The organism is Noviherbaspirillum malthae (assembly GCF_015352985.1).
Classification (GTDB): domain Bacteria; phylum Pseudomonadota; class Gammaproteobacteria; order Burkholderiales; family Burkholderiaceae_D; genus Noviherbaspirillum; species Noviherbaspirillum malthae.
Window position 1 is genome coordinate 1 of the sequence record NZ_JACYXF010000100.1, and the last position, 15,964, is coordinate 15,964.

The following is a 15,964-nucleotide window of genomic DNA, read 5'->3' on the forward strand; positions in this document are numbered from 1 at the left end:
GGCTTACGGGATTGGGGGGAATCCGTGCGGGCAGGTGGTGTTTGGGGGTGTTGTTAGGAAGGTTTGAGGTTTGAGGTTTGAGGTTTGAGGTTTGAGGTTTGAGGTTTGAGGTTTGAGGTTTGAGGTTGGGTACGATGTCTTGGCGCCCCCCCTCACCCCTGCCCCTCTCCCGCCTGCGGGAGAGGGGTTTCACTCTCCGTACTTAGGTTCACCGGATGCGCTTCTGCTCCCCTCTCCCGCAAGCGGGAGAGGGGCTGGGGGTGAGGGCGTTAGCCGGAACAGCCTTCCCCAACCAACGCCGCATAAATCACTTCCATCACCGCTTCAGTCTCGGTCAGCACCTGATTATTCCAGAACCGCAAAACCCGCACGCCACTCTGCCGAAGCCACGCATCCCTCGCCTGGTCATAGTCGACAGCATCCGCATGCTGCCCTCCATCGATCTCAACCGCCAGCTTCTTCTCATCACAATAGAAGTCGAGAATGAACCGCCCCATCGGATGCTGCCTGCGAAACTTCGCATCCGCCACCCGCCGATTGCGCAGCAGCTTCCACATCAGCGCTTCCGCATCGGTCATGCCCGTGCGCATCTCTCTCGCAAACCGCAGCAGATCTTCAGGTAAGGCCGACGGATGATGAGGTGTCAGTGATGACATTGCTCGCCCTTCACATGCAGCGATAAGAACGTAAAACCATCAAGCTGTTCGCCCAACACCCATCAGCACCTTCTCCACCGGCTCCCAAACCATCTCCGCCCCGATCCCCCGCATGCAGCGATGATGCCCCAGCGGACATTCCCGCTGCCTGCACGGCGCGCATTCCAGCGCCAGATAAATCGACGTCGCCACATCCGAAAACGGCGGCGCATGGTTCGGATCGGTCGGGCCGTAGATCGCAACGATGGGCCGGTTGAGCGCCGATGCAATGTGCAGCAGCCCGGAATCATTGCTCACCATGACGCTGGCACCGGCAATCAACGCCACCGCCTCATCCAGCGCCGTCACACCCGCCAGATTGACCACGCCGGGCGCCATCTGCACGATCTCGTCGCACACTTCCCTGTCCTTGCCGGAACCCATCAAGGCGATCTGCACTCCGGACCGCTGCGCCTGCAGCATCTTCGCCAGGTCAGCGAAATGTGAAACCGGCCAGCGCTTGGCGGAACCGAATTCCGCGCCGGGCGCGAACAGCACCAGCAGCAGGCCCGCCTGCAGGCCCACGCGGGCCAGCACTTCCTGCCTGCGTTCATCCGGCACGCCCAGGCTCGGACGCGGCAAGGCAGAAGGCGCGGGCACGTCGGCACGCGGCGCCTCCGCCAAGGCCGCATAGAAAGACACCATCGGCCTGGGCGCATCGCGCGTGTCATGATGAACGACGTTGAGCAGGCCGTAGCGCATCTCGCCCTTGTAGCCGACCCGTTTCGGGATGCCGGCCAGCCAGGGAATCAATGCAAATTTCAACGTGTTGGGCAGCACATAGGCATCCGCATAGCCGCGCTGCTTGAGCAGGCGCGCATATTCGCGGCGCTCGCGCAGCTGCAGTGCGCCGTGGCGGAACGGCGCTTCCAGCACGGTGTCGACCTCGCGCATCGCCCGCCAGACCGGCGCCACCCATTTCGGCGCCAGCACATCGATGGGCCGCTCGGGATGGCGGTCATGCAGCAGCTTGAGCAAGGGCTGCGCCATCACCGCATCGCCGATCCAGTTGGGAGAAATGATGAGCGTGCGTGCGACGCCCGGCACTGGCACCGTCATTGGCGCGGCACGCGGCCCATCAGGAAGAACTCTTCGTTCGGGCGCATGCCGATCACATTGGCAAGGCGGTTGGACAAGCCGAAGAAGGCGGTGATGGCCGCGATGTCCCAGATGTCTTCATCATCGAAGCCATGGCCCCGCAGCGCGGCATAGTCCTCGTCGCCGACGCTTTGCGAATCGAGGCAGACCTTGACCGCAAAGTCGAGCATGGCCTTCTGGCGCGGTGTGATGTCGGCCTTCAGATGATTGACTGCGACCTGGTCGGCCACCAGCGGCTGCTTGGCATAGATGCGCAGCAGGGCGCCGTGCGCGACCACGCAGTAGAGGCAATTGTTCTTGGCGCTGGTGGTCGTGACGATCATCTCGCGGTCGGCCTTGGTCAGGCTGCCGGTGTCTTTCACCATCAGCGCATCGTGATAGGCGAAGAAGGCGCGGAACTCCGCCGGCCGATGCGCCAGCGTAAGGAAAACATTCGGCACGAAACCGGCCTTTTCCTGCACGGCGAGAATCGCAGTGCGGATGTCGTCGGGCAGGTCCTTGATTTCCGGAACCGGAAAGCGGGAGATGGCTGGATTGGCTTGGCTCATGCGACGTTCTCCTTGGTGAATTGAAGATGATGCAGATTGGCATACACGCCGTTGGCTTCCAGCAGTTCGGCATGGGTGCCGCTTTCGACGATCTCGCCGCCGGACAGCACGACGATGCGGTCCGCGCGCTCGATGGTGGAGAGGCGGTGCGCGATGACGAGCGTGGTGCGGTCCTGCATCAGCTCGTCCAGCGCAGCCTGCACCGCGCGTTCGGATTCGGTGTCGAGCGCCGAGGTGGCTTCGTCAAGAATCAGGATGGGCGCGTCCTTGTAGACGGCGCGCGCGATCGCAAGACGCTGGCGCTGGCCGCCCGAGAGGCGGCTGCCGTTGTCGCCGATCATGGTGTCGAGCCCCTGCGGCAGGCGGGCCACCACCTCGCTCAGATGCGCGGCGCGCACCGCCGCTTCGATGCGCGCACGGTCGGGGTTGGCGTCACCGTAGGAAATATTGGCGGCCACCGTGTCGTCGAACAGCACCACGTTCTGGCTGACCATCGCCATCTGCGCGCGCAGGCTGGCCAGCGCGATGCTGCCGATCGGCTCGCCGTCGAGGCGGATCTCGCCGGAAGTGACCTGGTGGAATTCCGGCACCAGGTTCACCAGCGTCGACTTGCCGCCGCCCGACATGCCGACGAAGGCCACGGTCTCGCCGGGATGGATGGTGAGGTTGATATGCTGCAGCGCCATCTGGGTCTGGCCCGGATAGCGGAAGCTGACATCGACGAAATCCAGCCTGCCCTTCGCGCGGACGGTAAGCGTCTTGCCGTCGGTGCGCTCGGGCACCGAATCGATCAGGCTGAATACCGCATCGGCCGCCGCGAGGCCGCGCTGCAGCGGGCCGTTGACTTCGGCGACGCGCTTCAGAGGCGTGAGCAGCATCAGCATCGCGGTGATGAAGGAGACGAAGCCGCCGACGGTAGTCTGGTTCTGGCTCGACTGGATCAGCGCGATCACGATCACCACCGCCACCGCGCAGGCCGCCATCACTTGCGTGATCGGCACGGTCGCGGCATAGGTTACGGCCATGCGCATCGAGTTGCGGCGCAGCTTGGCGGCGCGGGACTCGAAGCGGTCGCGCTCGTACTTCGCGCCGCCGAAGATCTTGATCACCAGATTGGCGCGCGTGGTTTCCTCGATCACCTGGGTCATTTCATTATTGACTTCCTGATAATCGCGGTTGAGGCGCCGCAGGCGCTTGCCTGTCATGCGCACCACCACCGCGGTCAGCGGCAGCAGAACCAGCGCGACGATGGTCAGGCGCCAGTTCAGCCAGATCAGGAATCCCATCAAACCGATCACGGTCAATACATCGCGGATGGCCGAGGTCAGCACGTTGCGGATCATGTCGACGATCTGCTGCACCTCGAACATCATCGAGTTGATGATCTTGCCCATGGAATTGGTGGTGTAGTAACTCGCCGGCACGTCGAGCATGCGGGCGAACATCTGGGCGCGCAGGAGGCTCAGCAGCTGCGTGGTGATCCAGGTCATCAGGTAGCTGGTGGCGAAGGTGGACGTGCCGCGCACGACGAAAATGCCGATCACTGCCACCGGCACCAGCCACAGTTCGAAGGTCGGCTTGCCGACGAAGCCCTTGTCGAGCAGCACCTTCATCACGGCGGGAAACGCCGGTTCGGTGGCTGCGGTGAAGATCATGCCGAGAAAGGCGAGAAACAGGCGCCCCTTGTACGGCCCCACCATGCGAAAAATCCGTACCAGGTTCGGGGGCAAAGTCATAGATATCAGCTCGCTGCTTGCGGCCTTGCCGCACTGAAGTTCTGCACGGCGGGCCTTGAATTGCATGGATAAAAGGAAACCCGGTTTGAAAGACCGGGTATTGGCCGTAGATTATAGAGGATGCGCCGTCCGGCAACACTCTCGGGGATGGCCGCGCGGCTCGGGTATACTCCCGGCCTTGATCAACCCGCGCAGCGGCATGCCGCCCGCACCGCGCTTGCCATTTCCCCAACATGCTGATTTCGGTCATCGTCACTACCTACAACCGGCCCGACGCGCTGTCGGCCGTGGTGCGCGCCCTGCTCGACCAGACCGATGCCAATTTTGAAATCATCATCGCCGACGACGGTTCGCAGCAGCCGACGCGCGATGCGCTGGCTGCCTTCGCCGGCGCACCCCATGCACCCGGCGCGTCAGGTGCAAGGCGTCTGGTACATGCCTGGCAGCCGGATACCGGTTTCCGCGCATCGGCGGCGCGCAATCTGGGCGTCTTTGCGGCCAGCGGCGAGTATCTGGTCTTTCTCGACGGCGACTGCCTGCCGCGGCCCAATTACATAGAACGTCACCGCCTGCTCGCCGAACGCGGCTTCATGGTGTCGGGCAGCCGCGTGCTGCTATCGGAACAGTTCACCAGGGAACTGCTGTCGGCCACGCCCGCCTCCCCGGTGCACCGGGAGGGGCTGGCCTACTGGCTCAAGCAGCGGCTGGCCGGCAAGACCAACAAGGTGGTGCCGCTGCTGCAGTTTCCCGATACGCCGATGCGGCATTACCGCGCGGTCAAGTGGAACCGCATCAAGAGCTGCAACCTGGCGATCTGGCGCGACGATTACATGGCGGTCAACGGCTTCGACGAAAGCTTCGTCGGCTGGGGCCATGAGGACGCCGACCTGGTGCTGCGGCTGGCGCGCCTTGGCGTGCGCCGCAAGGGCGGCGCGTTCTCGACGGAAGTGTTTCATCTCTGGCATCGGGAAAATACGCGGGCGACCGAGTCCGAGAATCGGAAACGGGTCGAGGAACGCATGCAGACGGGCGTGACCCAGGCTGATATCGGGATGGACAGTCATCCGAAGGCGGAGGACAGGGTTGAGGTGGTGTTTGATCAGACAGGCAACCCGAGGCGCTTGGCTACGAATGCGTTTCATGGAACCCCTCTCCCGCAGGCGGGAGAGGGGCAGGGGTGAGGGGGCTTGCCAAGGCATTTGGCTCAAGCCTAATTCCTACCCCCTATTCCCATTTCTACTAAACAAATTTGAAAATTGACGAAACGATTTCGTTAATACATGCTACATGCAGCGCTGGGGGATGCCTGTCCCGACTACCGCCCTCACCCCCAACCCCTCTCCCGCCTGCGGGAGAGGGGAGCATCCAGACCGGCGAATTGAGACAAGATCGATCAGTTGCTCAACCCTGCTCACGCCGCAAGATCCCCAACACCTGCTCCGCAATCCCCGCCCAGGCCAATCCGCGCGCAAAGGCCAGCCCGTCCGCACTGACCCGCTCCCAATAGCCGCGCTCCTCGAAGCGCCGGATCTCCGCCAGCCACGCCGCCTCATCCAGATGCGCCGCATACCGCGGATGCTCCCCCGCCCAGATCTTCACGCTGTCGAGTGCATGCGTAATGACCGGCACGCCGGCCGCCATGCCTTCCAGGATGGTCAGGCCGAAGCTTTCCAGGTCGGTCGGATGCAGCAGCAGATGGGCGCCGTGCAGCAGGGCGATCACCTCCTCCGGCCGCTTGCGGCCATGCAGGCGCACGCTGGAATCCGCACCATGAGCCGCCCGCAGGCTGTCCAGCAAGGGACCGTCGCCGATGATGTCGAGCCGGTAGCCCTGCCGTGCCAGTCCGCTCGAAGCAAAGAAATTCGCCAGCCAGTCCGCATGCTTGCTCTTGTCGAGGCGGCCGACGAACACCAGACGCCGTTCCGACGGATAAGATGGCGTCGACACCGGAAAAAAGCGCTCGTCGACGCCCAGGGGCAGCGACTGCACCTTCACGCCCCACTTGCGCTCTGCGCGCGGCGCGGCGCGATAACCGAAGAAGAACACGTCGCGCGCCGGCACGCGCTTGAAGAAGCGCCGCATCGACACGCCCGGCAGCAGATGCCGGAAACGTTCCCGCAGCGCCGGATAATGCTTTTCGAGCAGGTAGGCATCGGCCTCGTAAAAGGTCGCGATCACGTCGAAGCGCGACAGGTCGATGCCGCTGCGCGCCAGCGAGCGGAAGAAGCTGAAACTCTCGATCTTGAAGCGGCTTGTCATCAGCAGCCTGCTCCAGAAGCGGTTGCGGCTGGAATCGCGGCCGGCAAACGGCAAGGTCAGCAGCTCGCAGCCGGCGGCATCGAACAGACCGCCCTTCCCCTCGTCCGGCGTGCCGCTCAGCACCGTCAGCCTGACCTTGTGCTTCAGGCGCTGCGCCAGCTGGCTCACCACGGTCTCGGTGCCGCCGATATAACAGTTCACGGTCGGACTGATGAACAGAACATTCAAGGATTGGCTCATTCCGGAAAGGGGAAATCGATAAGACGTTCAAGTGGCATCGATGCCGGATGTTCCGGCATCGGCGGTGCAGATCATCAAGCTGATGTAAAAGGAGCGTGCGCTCAATTCTTGCTCAGTTCTGCGGCAGCTTCGCGGCCAGCCGGGGCCACAGCTTCGAGCGCAGGGGTTTCGGCGTGTTATAGAACAGGAAGCTGGAGAACGACTTGTTTTTCATTCTGTAATCCCCGAATGTCGTTTGCCTGAGCAAGTCCCAGTAGCGGAAGCGATAAGGATGCTTGCAATGGTACATCCAGGGCTTGAGCTTCTGATTGAAATGCACGATGACGGGCTTGTTCTCGGCCGGAACCCTGTTGCTCAGCACATGCTTGAGGAAATGCCGGTCAAGGTTGAGATGGTAATTCCACTTGTCAGGAAAAAAGACGACATCGTTCTGCAGCACGACATTGAGCGCATCCTGATCGGGAAAACGCAGAAGGTCCCGGTTCTGCAGCATGAAGTCGATCGCCTTGCGCTTGACGTCTTCCCGCCGCCAGTATTCGAGATTGATCAGCATTACACCCGAGTTGAAGTAGCGCGCGGGCGAATGCCGGCCCAGATGCTTCGGTTCGCCGTCCTGGACCACGACGGCCGCCTTGCCGGTGAGGTCTTCGTTCCACAGCGTGTCCAGACGGCCTTCGACGATCACGTCCATATCGAGATAGAGGACCTTCCCGATGTCGGCCGGCAGCAGCTCGGGAATCAGCAGACGGTAATAAACGGCGATGGTGAAATAGCTGATCTCGGGCAGGTCCGCGAAGATTGCATCGTTCAGAAGATAGCGCGAGAAACGAAAGCCCTTGTCCGCCGCGTACCGCTCGACCTTTTCCAGGGTGTGCGGCGTGAGCGACGAATGCAATAAATGGAACGCGACTTCGTCGGCGCGATGGTGCTGCAGGATAGACTGCGCGACAACGGGAAAGTTGAAGGCGTAGTTCTCGTCCGTACAGCAAACTATATGAATCATGTCTTTTTCCGGTTCATGCAAAGGGACATATGCCATCACGCCGCTTGGGCAATGGATACCGAGCCGCCATTCGCTGCAGCCAGAGACTCCTTGCGCCTGACCATCCCGGCGAACAGTATCGCCAGCAGGACGGTATAAAAGACATAGCTCACCCTCCAGTAAAACATTGTATCGCCCAAGCCGAAAACAAAGAATCCCAGGGCAAGCGTGCCCCCCATGCCGGCGATGGTCCTGGTTTCACGGTCGGAATGGTGTATTTCCTTGAAAAAATAGTAAGCAGGAACGAGGTAGAGGCTCAGGATCGCCGCGAGACCGAACAGACCCAGGGTCGCCATGTGAAACAGCAGATCGCTATGCATGTGCGGCTGGCTGGCGGCAAGCGGCGTGATGATCTGCCGCTTTGCCAACTCTTGCGCTGCCGCCCGGTAATGTTCCCGTCCCGTCCCTACAACCGGATGTTCCTTGAAGACTTCCCAGGAAGCCTGCCAGAGCTGGAAACGCTGTCCAAGCGAAGTGTTTTTTTCCTTGGCATTGACAAAGAGTTCGATATCGGTTTGCGCGAGACGGATTCTTGTTTTCACCGTATCGCTGATCAGATAAGTCCCGAGGAACAGTCCTGCCGTCATGGCGAGAATCGCAAGCTTCACGCGAAGTTGCATGGTCCTGAAAACCAGGAGCGCAATGATGATAAAGAGAGGATAAGCCGCCCAGCTGCTGCGTGTAAGCGATAAATAGGAGGCGTAGACGGCTACCGCACCGGTCAGCAGTTTAAGTGCGATCTCCAGCTTGTCGCGTCTGGAGTTCCAGCCGATGGAAAACAGGACCAGCCCGCCCATCATGACGGTCATGTTGGTGAACGGCACCAGCGGCATTCCAAGCACGAAATCCGGGCGCAATCCCAATGCGACTGCTTCCGGGCGCAACGCCAATGCGGCTGTCTCCGCATACAGCGCCACGGTGCACAGCAGGACGCTTGCGGCCATCCCCCACTGGACCTGCTTGAGCTGCTGAAAGGTACCGAAGAGCAGTCCCCATAGCACCAGGGGAAAACAAGCCAGCTGCAAAGGTAATTCATACCGGGCGGCATGCCCGCTCACCAGCTGGTTTGCCAGGACGGCGCCCAGCATGCCTGCCATTGCAAGGTGCAGCGGCCAATGTTCGACGATCCGTTGCAGGAAGCCTTTGCCGGCCGGCCGGAATCGGCAGGCGATGCAGATCAGGCTTAGCAGGACGAGCAGATATAGATAAAAGCTCGGTCCCATACCTTCGACAGGAAGGAAGCAAAGCAGGGGAAAAAGTGTCGATATGATAACCATCGACCACTGCAAATAACGCAAACCGGCTCCTAACAGAATTTAGTGGAGGTCTTGGCTCACGCGCCTCCGTCCAGCAGGCAGATAAGATTTCATGTCTCCGACATGCTTCTAGTGTTTTCCGCATGCGCCAGACCGGCGCGGCTGCCGTGTGGAAAAAACCGCAAATTCTACACGCAATGACTTCATCAGGGAAACTGGCTGCCGCCATGCCTTGCCATCTTTAATTTATTAAAAAACAACAAGTTGCCGCATCTCAAAAGGCCGCGCAGCGACGGCACGGGCCGGCCGAAAGCGTTCTAGAACTGGTCCCAGTGCGGTTCCGGGCCGAAGTGCTCCATCAGGTGGTCGATGAATGCCCTCACCTTCGGCTGCATGTAGCGGTTGGGCAGGTAGATCGCATGCATGCCCATGTCGGGATTGGCTTCGAAATCCGGCAGGATCTGCCTGAGCCGTCCATCCTTCAGGTACTGGCCGAGCACATAGGTCGGAAACAGCACGATGCCCATGCCGCCGAGTGCCAGCTGCAGCAGCACTTCGGAATTGTTGACGCGGCACTTGCCGTTGACCGACAGCGATACTTCCCTGCCCCCGTTCTGGTAGCGCCAGCCGCTGCGCAGCGTCGGAATGCCCTGGTAAACCAGGCATTGATGCTGCGCCAGGTCCTGCAGGGTGGTCGGCGTTCCGTGTTTTTCCAGGTACTCGGGCGAAGCGCAGGTGACCCAGCGCACCGGCGCGATCCTGCGCGCCACCATGGTCGGCGCCGGATGATCGGTGATGCGGATCGCCAGGTCGTAGCCCTCTTCCACAATGTCCACCGGGCGGTCGGTCGCATTCAGCTCGATCTCGACTTCCTCGTAGCGGCGCATGAAGGATTGCATCGCCGGCGCCAGGTGCAGAGAAGCGAAGATCACAGGCGAGGTGATGCGCAGCACCCCGCGCGGCTCGACCTGCAGCTGCGTCACCGTCTCGGCAGCCGCATCGATCTCCTGCGAGATGCGGGAACAATGCTCATAGTAGGCTGCGCCGATCTCGGTCAGGCTCATGCGCCGCGTCGTGCGGTTCAGCAGGCGCACGCCGAGCGCGGCCTCCAGGTTGCTGACCTGCTTGCTCACCAGTGACTTCGAGGTCTTCAACGCCACCGCCGCCGCCGAGAAACTGCGGGTTTCCACCACCTTGGCGAACGCCATCATCTCTACCAGCCGTTCCATCGTCTCCTCCTGTTGCGCTGCTTGCTGCTCTTTTTATTGTCCTTCCTTGAGAACAATCTTATTCCATTTTGACGGATTGTAAATACTCGAGAACAAACCATAATGTGCTGCATGAAGGTCCCATCCAATGACCTTCCCACCTCCGCACAAAGGGAGAACGCCATGAACGCCACTGTCCACAAGACACTCGACCTCAACGCCGCGCCGGCCGCACAACGACTTGATCCCGCCGGCCAGATTCTCGCACTCAATGCCGCGGATGCCGCGCATCTCAGCGAAGCCCAGGGCTGGACCGTGCGCGCCCTCGACGGCAACGTCTGGATTACCCAGGACGGCGACATCCGTGACGTGGTGATCAGTGCAGGCCAGTCGTTCGTACTGGACCGAAACACTCCCGCCCTGCTGTCGGCCTTCGGCACGGCCCGCATCAGCCTGCGGCTCGAGACTGTCCGTCCCCGCCCGCTGCCGGGCATGGACACAGCGCCGGTTCGCCCTGCCGCACCTCAATGGTCGGTTGCCTGAACGACTGAACCGCCTGAACCGCCTGAACCGCATGACAGGAGCGCATCATGGGCAGCCTCTTCCCTTTCTCTTTTTCACTGAACTGGAAGGACTATCTTCCATTCGATCTCGCCAACACCGGCCAGTCCGGACAGCGCGAACTGCACGACATCGTCCGCCTGCGCGACGGCACTGCCGTCACCTTGCGGGCAGTGCGTCCCGACGACGGCGAGCGAATACAGAATCTGGTGCGCGGTCTGTCGGTGGAAAGCCGTTACCACCGCTTCTTCCATCCGCTGCATGAATTGTCGCCCGACATGCTTGCCCGCTTCCTGCAGAACGACCCGGCCGGAGCGATCACGCTGCTCGCCGTCGTGCAGCAGGACGGCGAGGAAGTCGCCATCGCCATGGCGCAGTATGTTTCGGATCCCTACCCGGTACGCGGCGAATTCGCGGTCGTCGTCGACGATGCCTGGCAGCGCAGCGGCCTCGCTACCCGGTTGATCCAGACGCTGATCTGCGTCGCTCGGGCGGCAGGCATCGCCATCCTGCAGGGCGACGTGCTTGCGGACAATGAAGCGATGGTCAGGCTGATGGTGAACATGGGGTTCGTGCTGGATGAAAGCGATGACGGCGCTTATTTGCTGAAGGCTTCGAAGGTGCTGGAAGCGCCGGAGTGGAAATGCTCGCCGTTGGTGGTGCTGGCGGGCGAGGCGAAGCGGAGGGTTGAGGGGCGAGTGGGGGTTTGAGGGGTTGACCGGATCTTGGTTGGCGCACAGCGTCAGGACATAAATCTATCCGATGTTCACCAATGTGCCGCTTCCCTCCAACTATATATCGATTTCATCGAAAGCATTGCAGGCTTCTTTCATTGAGATTAGGATTCTGCGATCCTTAAGAAAATACTTGGTTCACGAGTATTCCTGCCGTAAGTTCAGAGAAATTCTGTGAAAAACTTCTTGCAGCCATACTCGATATATATCGTCATTCAACCACTTTACTCCGGTCAATCTTTGTACCTCTTGAATAAGAGGTGAGTCAGGAGCAATGGACAGCTCTTTCAATAGCATCGAGGCTTTCGCTAATTCCGAATTGCTAAGACAGTGCCGGATTCTTGCCGCTGAAGCATCTGCATATTTATCAGGCCCCTCATATTCAGGCATACTATTTATTACAGATTTACGATAATAAGTAACTAGTTCTGATTTGATTGCTTCAGCGGCTTGCATGCTTAATCGTGGGACTTGATACTCCCATAGCAAAACAATATCATCCGAACTTGGCAGTATTTCTCCAGCAGAAAAATTTTTCGCGTGCTCCGGCTTGTCAATCTGAAACCAAATTCCGCTTCTAACTACAGGTCTACCGGAGCGGAGAATGTTGGGATAACGATCTTCAATTTGAATTGCAAGCGTATCAAGGTACTCCCGAATTTCACTCTCTTGATGGCCCGTAGTTGTAGTGACTGTATCAGCTAGTGGTTCTTGAATTTCACGCAAACTTTCAACTTTCCTAAGTACCTCAGCCGTAGAATGGAAAGGTATGGAAGGGTCAATCAGAGTTTGAAATACTCTTTCAATTCCCTTTTTCATCGGAAAGCTGAACTGGACTGGGTAGGTCAAATAGCGAAGTGCTGCTTTATCTTTATCAGAGATAGCCATAATCAAACAAAAATTGAATGTCTAATAATCACGCAGTTCTAGAAGAATATAATCGGTAACGACCCCACGCTCTTCAAGTTCTGCGACCACTTGCTTCATGATTCTTGCATTCGGCTTGTAATGTCCACTGCTATCTGAAATTGCTGTAATTTCTCCACTGATTGCTTCCAATTCCCCGGCACCTGCTACTGGCCTGCCTGCGAGGAAACTCGAATGATGGAATTCACCTACTTTCGCTGCTTTAGATGCGTATATGTTTCCAGACTCATCCATCACGAAGATTGCTTTTCCAGTCGCACTACTTAATGTATCAAATGGTCTACCGTGTGCATCATATGCTTTCCCGTCTACAAACTTGAGTCGATACTTTTCAAGTTCTGCCTGGGTCAAATACTTTACCTGTTGCCCAGGCCAAACCGAATTGTTAGGCAGGTGCTCACTCTCATAGCTTGCATCCATTGCTACTGATTTATGCTTTGGGGTTCCAGCTTTAGTTGAGAATTTAACATTCGCCCCGTTTGCACCTAGTGTACCGGGAATTACCTGGACTTCCAGCCCTTTAGGCACCCCCTTCACACCTAAGAAGCCACCAGCCAGCGATCCCGCAAGCATGGACCATTTCTGACCGTCGCTGCCCGCGCCGGAGAAGCGTTCGCCAATCTTGCCGCCTACCTCTCCACCAACGAGACTACCAAATGTACCTACAGCAGCAACGATCGGCCCTCCCAATACGATCGCCGCCCCAAGTCCGACAGCAAACAATGCCGCATGCACCCATCCAGGCACCAGATCTTCAGGTTGAATCGGATCGGTTTGTACCACTCCGCCGCCGATGAAGACGTTATGCGAGCCGCCCGTAATAACTGCGCCGCAGGCAACGGAATCTTCAATACGTGCAGCCGGAAATCCATTGATAAAAACCGTTCCGCTGCCTGTAGCAATTGGCGGATGCGGCAAGGAATGCTTCGAGCATTGCGCCACATCCAGATGCGCGCGTGCCGCTTTGATGCCGTTGGTAAAGACGTTCGAGGAGCAGGTGCCAAAGATGAAACCGCATTTCTCCTTAGGCGCCCAGCTCATGGTGCTGAGCAGCTCCCCCAGTCCGGCGCCTGCCACAGCCGTTGCTCCAATGATGGCAGCAGCGGCCAGCCCGCCCGTTCCCGCAATAACCACCCCTGCCACAGCGATCGCGGCGCCAATCAGCAGTCCGCGAAGAAGCCAGCTCATGCTCGGGCTATGCCCGATCGGATCACCTAATCTCGCTGCCTTACGCATGATTACAACTCGGCATCGATATCGGCGCTCGATGCCCCGGACTGGCGTTCAAGAAGCTGTCGGACAGCCGCAATGCTATCAAAGGGACGGTTCCCGACCACTTTGGCAATCTGGTCAATACAGACGTCGAGAGTGCTCATGTTCGCCAACAAGGGGCGGCGAAGGCGGTACTTCCCAGCGCTGCGCCAGATCTTGCCGGTATTCGGCTCGACGAACTCAGCTTGCAGCGGATGACCTTTACTGTTGAAGAAAGACCAAAGTCCATCTTCCGCTTCAAGCGCATTGACGCGCCGGCACGCCTGCTCTTCATCGTCGTACACGTGCAATACGCGGTCGCGGATGGCTAGCGCGAAGACGTATGAATTATTGGTCGGGGCGCACTCCCCCTGCACCTTTTCTTCGGCTAAAACGGTCGGTGGCTCGTCTACAGATTCAGACATGGAAAGCCTGTGAGGGTCACGTATGCGCACGCTATCCAGCAATTCATTAAATGCCTGATCCCATTCTTCGCTGAAAGGCCTTGGGCAAGTTGCCGTGATCATGAACGCTGCATGATGATCTGCGATATCGGACTTGATGAGTGCAACGGCTTGGCGTTGATACATCGGCATGCCATTATTTGACCAACGGTACTGAAGCTCAGCAGCAGCACAGCCGTCATATTGACGGTCTATCATTTTCATCAATTGGAACTTCGGCAGTGTTGCAGAAAGCTCCGCTTTCAAGCGCTGCACATGCTCGTCCAGCGTGTCTGTCGCAGTTACATTAGACCGGGATACCACAACGCTGAATTCGTTGGGTCCGTCTTCATTTAGAACGAACATATGAACGGTTTTGTCACGCAGGCCCTCAGGCAGCGTAAATGTAGCTTCATTAGTCTGATATTCCATAGAAGCGTCAAATAATTTCATGCCAATACATATGAATTTTCTTAATTATTCCAACTAAGAAGTACGTTGTGTACTTTATTAACGCTTATTAGGCCTCTTAGTAACAGACTGACCTTCCCATCCGCAAGAGGCTCCATGAAATCCCATGCAATAATCATTTTCAAGAACAGTTGCAGTTTTCCATTTACTATCAAACTCAACGAGTAGATTACAACCTTCTGACCCTTCCAATTTAATGTATGGTTCAATCATTATTTTTCTTTCTAATACTCTCCCAATCCCTGCGATATTCCCTGAGCAAGATCCTTGTACAACCGAAGCCTTTGCAGCAACTATCCCTTTTTCAGAATCAAGCACTATTACTTGGAGATGTGTCGTAGCTGATGAATATTCCCCCTCCACTGCCGAAAATTGTGCATAGGAGTTGAATGTCACAAACGACAAAAAAAGTATGATGACTATATTTTTCATTGATTTTCGAAGTGTATAACTATTACTTTCTTGCATCATCTGCGAAAACATTATTCGCCCCCATAACGCTATCCATCCTTTTATACGCGTCAGCGATACTGATGTTGCCATTACCGTAGAGTGATGGATTTCCGCCGATTACATTAACTGACAAGACCGAATTTACAGGTTTGTCAGGATTAATTTGCAATGCTCTTAAAAATTTTTGACCGTCTCCCGTTCCCAAGTTGTGTAGGGCGTACACGTTTGCATCATCGCTCTCTCCACCAAACTTACGTCCTAGGATAATATTTTCCTTAGTTAACTCAGCAAGCATTGCTGCTTGCAACCTAACATCTTTCCGATAGGCTGCTGCTTCATTTTTACTCAACTGACTAGCATTGCTAACACCGTACTTCTCCCCATGCTTTCGCATTGATGCAGTCCAAGTTGCATCAGTGAACTGTCCATAACCATGCGCTGAAGAGATTGCTAATGTGCCATCGAACTGCCTTACGACATTCATCTTTGCGTTTTTAGAAATAGGCCTCGCATTTGGATCAAAACCTGATTCAAACGCCGCAATTTTTGCCAAGACACCAGCATCGACATCTGCTGCGTTTGCAGCCGCGACTATGTTTGGCTTAGCCTGCTTCCACCGTTGCTCCAGCGCCGGATTAACCCGACGATTTTGCTTCTGTTCCCCAGTTCCACTCTTGTTATCGTTTGCAGGCTTATTCATCTGACCTGCTTTTACTTCTTTTGGAGGCGATTTCCCATTTACTAAAGCGCCATGATTAATCCTATTCGCGTGACCTGCCGTTTGGGTTGGGACTATGCCTTTTTCAGCCCCTGATAGTTTGGAATTTGAGTCATTTGATACTGGGCTTGAATTGCTCTTAGCATTCGTATTGAGATCAATCCGACTCGTCCCAATCACATCCACATGCAAGCCCTGTATCGTGATCTTCCCGTTCGCCTCCATCTCGATCCGGCTCGCCCCCACCTCCAGCACGATCCCCGTCGCCGCCTTGAGCTTGATGAACTCCGTCTGCGACTCCAGCTCCACCCGCTTCTTCACCTT

The 15,964-nt window shown here is 57.5% G+C and carries 16 protein-coding genes; 3 read left to right on the top strand and 13 right to left on the bottom strand.

Translation table 11 applies throughout. The features are described from left to right. Positions 1 to 269: 269 nt before the first annotated feature. From IGW03_RS34980 to msbA, 4 genes are read right to left on the bottom strand one after another with little or no spacing between them, the layout of a single operon-like run. A complete protein-coding gene (locus IGW03_RS34980) occupies positions 270 to 656 on the bottom strand; it encodes an endonuclease domain-containing protein (RefSeq protein ID WP_194727015.1) in 387 nt (128 codons plus the stop codon). 39 nt (positions 657 to 695) lie between these two features. Further along, a complete protein-coding gene (gene waaF / locus IGW03_RS34985) occupies positions 696 to 1,754 on the bottom strand; it encodes a lipopolysaccharide heptosyltransferase II (protein ID WP_194727016.1) in 1,059 nt (352 codons plus the stop codon). Continuing rightward, positions 1,751 to 2,341: a peroxidase-related enzyme gene (locus IGW03_RS34990; protein ID WP_194727017.1), complete on the bottom strand. Its 591-nt coding sequence runs from the start codon at positions 2,339 to 2,341 to the stop codon at positions 1,751 to 1,753. The genes waaF and IGW03_RS34990 overlap by 4 nt, the downstream gene beginning before the upstream one ends. Beyond that, the gene (gene msbA, locus IGW03_RS34995) at positions 2,338 to 4,077 is read right to left on the bottom strand and encodes a lipid A export permease/ATP-binding protein MsbA (protein ID WP_194727018.1); all 1,740 of its coding nucleotides are present in this window, start codon (positions 4,075 to 4,077) and stop codon (positions 2,338 to 2,340) included. The genes IGW03_RS34990 and msbA overlap by 4 nt, the downstream gene beginning before the upstream one ends. A gap of 233 nt (positions 4,078 to 4,310) precedes the next feature. Here msbA and IGW03_RS35000 point away from each other — a divergent pair, with 233 nt between their 5' ends. Continuing rightward, positions 4,311 to 5,258 (top strand): glycosyltransferase family 2 protein, encoded by a 948-nt coding sequence (locus IGW03_RS35000; RefSeq protein ID WP_194727019.1) that lies wholly within the window; start codon positions 4,311 to 4,313, stop codon positions 5,256 to 5,258. A gap of 220 nt (positions 5,259 to 5,478) precedes the next feature. On the opposite strand, the gene IGW03_RS35005 is transcribed toward IGW03_RS35000, so the two are convergent. The 4 genes from IGW03_RS35005 to IGW03_RS35020 all read right to left on the bottom strand — a co-directional run bounded on the left by IGW03_RS35005 (position 5,479) and on the right by IGW03_RS35020 (position 10,103). After that, positions 5,479 to 6,564 (bottom strand): glycosyltransferase family 4 protein, encoded by a 1,086-nt coding sequence (locus IGW03_RS35005; RefSeq protein WP_194727020.1) that lies wholly within the window; start codon positions 6,562 to 6,564, stop codon positions 5,479 to 5,481. Between the two features lie 124 nt (positions 6,565 to 6,688). Further along, positions 6,689 to 7,579 carry a glycosyltransferase family 8 protein gene (locus tag IGW03_RS35010; protein WP_194727021.1) on the bottom strand — a complete coding sequence of 297 codons (891 nt, stop codon included), beginning with the start codon at positions 7,577 to 7,579 and terminating at the stop codon, positions 6,689 to 6,691. 35 nt (positions 7,580 to 7,614) lie between these two features. Continuing rightward, positions 7,615 to 8,895 carry an O-antigen ligase family protein gene (locus IGW03_RS35015; RefSeq protein ID WP_194727022.1) on the bottom strand — a complete coding sequence of 427 codons (1,281 nt, stop codon included), beginning with the start codon at positions 8,893 to 8,895 and terminating at the stop codon, positions 7,615 to 7,617. Between the two features lie 296 nt (positions 8,896 to 9,191). Next, positions 9,192 to 10,103 (bottom strand): LysR family transcriptional regulator, encoded by a 912-nt coding sequence (locus IGW03_RS35020; RefSeq protein WP_194727023.1) that lies wholly within the window; start codon positions 10,101 to 10,103, stop codon positions 9,192 to 9,194. A gap of 162 nt (positions 10,104 to 10,265) precedes the next feature. Between IGW03_RS35020 and IGW03_RS35025 the strand changes: the two genes are divergently transcribed. Then, entirely contained in the window at positions 10,266 to 10,625 is a 360-nt protein-coding gene (locus tag IGW03_RS35025; protein WP_194727024.1) for a DUF2917 domain-containing protein, read from the top strand. A 47-nt stretch (positions 10,626 to 10,672) separates the two neighbouring features. Continuing rightward, on the top strand, positions 10,673 to 11,353 hold the full coding sequence (locus tag IGW03_RS35030; RefSeq protein ID WP_194727025.1) for a GNAT family N-acetyltransferase: 681 nt from the start codon (positions 10,673 to 10,675) through the stop codon (positions 11,351 to 11,353). 162 nt (positions 11,354 to 11,515) lie between these two features. On the opposite strand, the gene IGW03_RS35035 is transcribed toward IGW03_RS35030, so the two are convergent. From IGW03_RS35035 to IGW03_RS35055, 5 genes are all read right to left on the bottom strand, one after another. Continuing rightward, positions 11,516 to 12,265: a hypothetical protein gene (locus IGW03_RS35035; RefSeq protein ID WP_194727026.1), complete on the bottom strand. Its 750-nt coding sequence runs from the start codon at positions 12,263 to 12,265 to the stop codon at positions 11,516 to 11,518. A 21-nt stretch (positions 12,266 to 12,286) separates the two neighbouring features. Further along, the gene (locus IGW03_RS35040) at positions 12,287 to 13,540 is read right to left on the bottom strand and encodes a PAAR domain-containing protein (RefSeq protein WP_500048347.1); all 1,254 of its coding nucleotides are present in this window, start codon (positions 13,538 to 13,540) and stop codon (positions 12,287 to 12,289) included. A 2-nt stretch (positions 13,541 to 13,542) separates the two neighbouring features. Beyond that, positions 13,543 to 14,451: a DcrB-related protein gene (locus tag IGW03_RS35045; protein ID WP_194727028.1), complete on the bottom strand. Its 909-nt coding sequence runs from the start codon at positions 14,449 to 14,451 to the stop codon at positions 13,543 to 13,545. Between the two features lie 57 nt (positions 14,452 to 14,508). Beyond that, positions 14,509 to 14,901, bottom strand: a complete 393-nt coding sequence (locus IGW03_RS35050; protein ID WP_194727029.1) for a hypothetical protein — start codon at positions 14,899 to 14,901, stop codon at positions 14,509 to 14,511. Between the two features lie 22 nt (positions 14,902 to 14,923). Next, positions 14,924 to 15,964 (bottom strand): hypothetical protein (locus tag IGW03_RS35055; protein WP_228536291.1); only part of this gene is annotated, 1,041 nt, incomplete at its 5' end.

What these genes read in the sequence shown, in the direction of transcription:
- msbA (WP_194727018.1), bottom strand. Translation starts at nt 4,077, where the DNA reads ATGACTTTGCCCCCGAACCTGGTACGGATTTTTCGCATGGTGGGGCCG.
- IGW03_RS34980 (WP_194727015.1), bottom strand. Translation starts at nt 656, where the DNA reads ATGTCATCACTGACACCTCATCATCCGTCGGCCTTACCTGAAGATCTG.
- IGW03_RS35030 (WP_194727025.1), top strand. Translation starts at nt 10,673, where the DNA reads ATGGGCAGCCTCTTCCCTTTCTCTTTTTCACTGAACTGGAAGGACTAT.
- IGW03_RS34990 (WP_194727017.1), bottom strand. Translation starts at nt 2,341, where the DNA reads ATGAGCCAAGCCAATCCAGCCATCTCCCGCTTTCCGGTTCCGGAAATC.
- IGW03_RS35045 (WP_194727028.1), bottom strand. Translation starts at nt 14,451, where the DNA reads ATGAAATTATTTGACGCTTCTATGGAATATCAGACTAATGAAGCTACA.
- IGW03_RS35010 (WP_194727021.1), bottom strand. Translation starts at nt 7,579, where the DNA reads ATGATTCATATAGTTTGCTGTACGGACGAGAACTACGCCTTCAACTTT.
- IGW03_RS35000 (WP_194727019.1), top strand. Translation starts at nt 4,311, where the DNA reads ATGCTGATTTCGGTCATCGTCACTACCTACAACCGGCCCGACGCGCTG.
- waaF (WP_194727016.1), bottom strand. Translation starts at nt 1,754, where the DNA reads ATGACGGTGCCAGTGCCGGGCGTCGCACGCACGCTCATCATTTCTCCC.
- IGW03_RS35035 (WP_194727026.1), bottom strand. Translation starts at nt 12,265, where the DNA reads ATGGCTATCTCTGATAAAGATAAAGCAGCACTTCGCTATTTGACCTAC.
- IGW03_RS35020 (WP_194727023.1), bottom strand. Translation starts at nt 10,103, where the DNA reads ATGGAACGGCTGGTAGAGATGATGGCGTTCGCCAAGGTGGTGGAAACC.
- IGW03_RS35040 (WP_500048347.1), bottom strand. Translation starts at nt 13,540, where the DNA reads ATGCGTAAGGCAGCGAGATTAGGTGATCCGATCGGGCATAGCCCGAGC.
- IGW03_RS35050 (WP_194727029.1), bottom strand. Translation starts at nt 14,901, where the DNA reads ATGAAAAATATAGTCATCATACTTTTTTTGTCGTTTGTGACATTCAAC.
- IGW03_RS35015 (WP_194727022.1), bottom strand. Translation starts at nt 8,895, where the DNA reads ATGGTTATCATATCGACACTTTTTCCCCTGCTTTGCTTCCTTCCTGTC.
- IGW03_RS35025 (WP_194727024.1), top strand. Translation starts at nt 10,266, where the DNA reads ATGAACGCCACTGTCCACAAGACACTCGACCTCAACGCCGCGCCGGCC.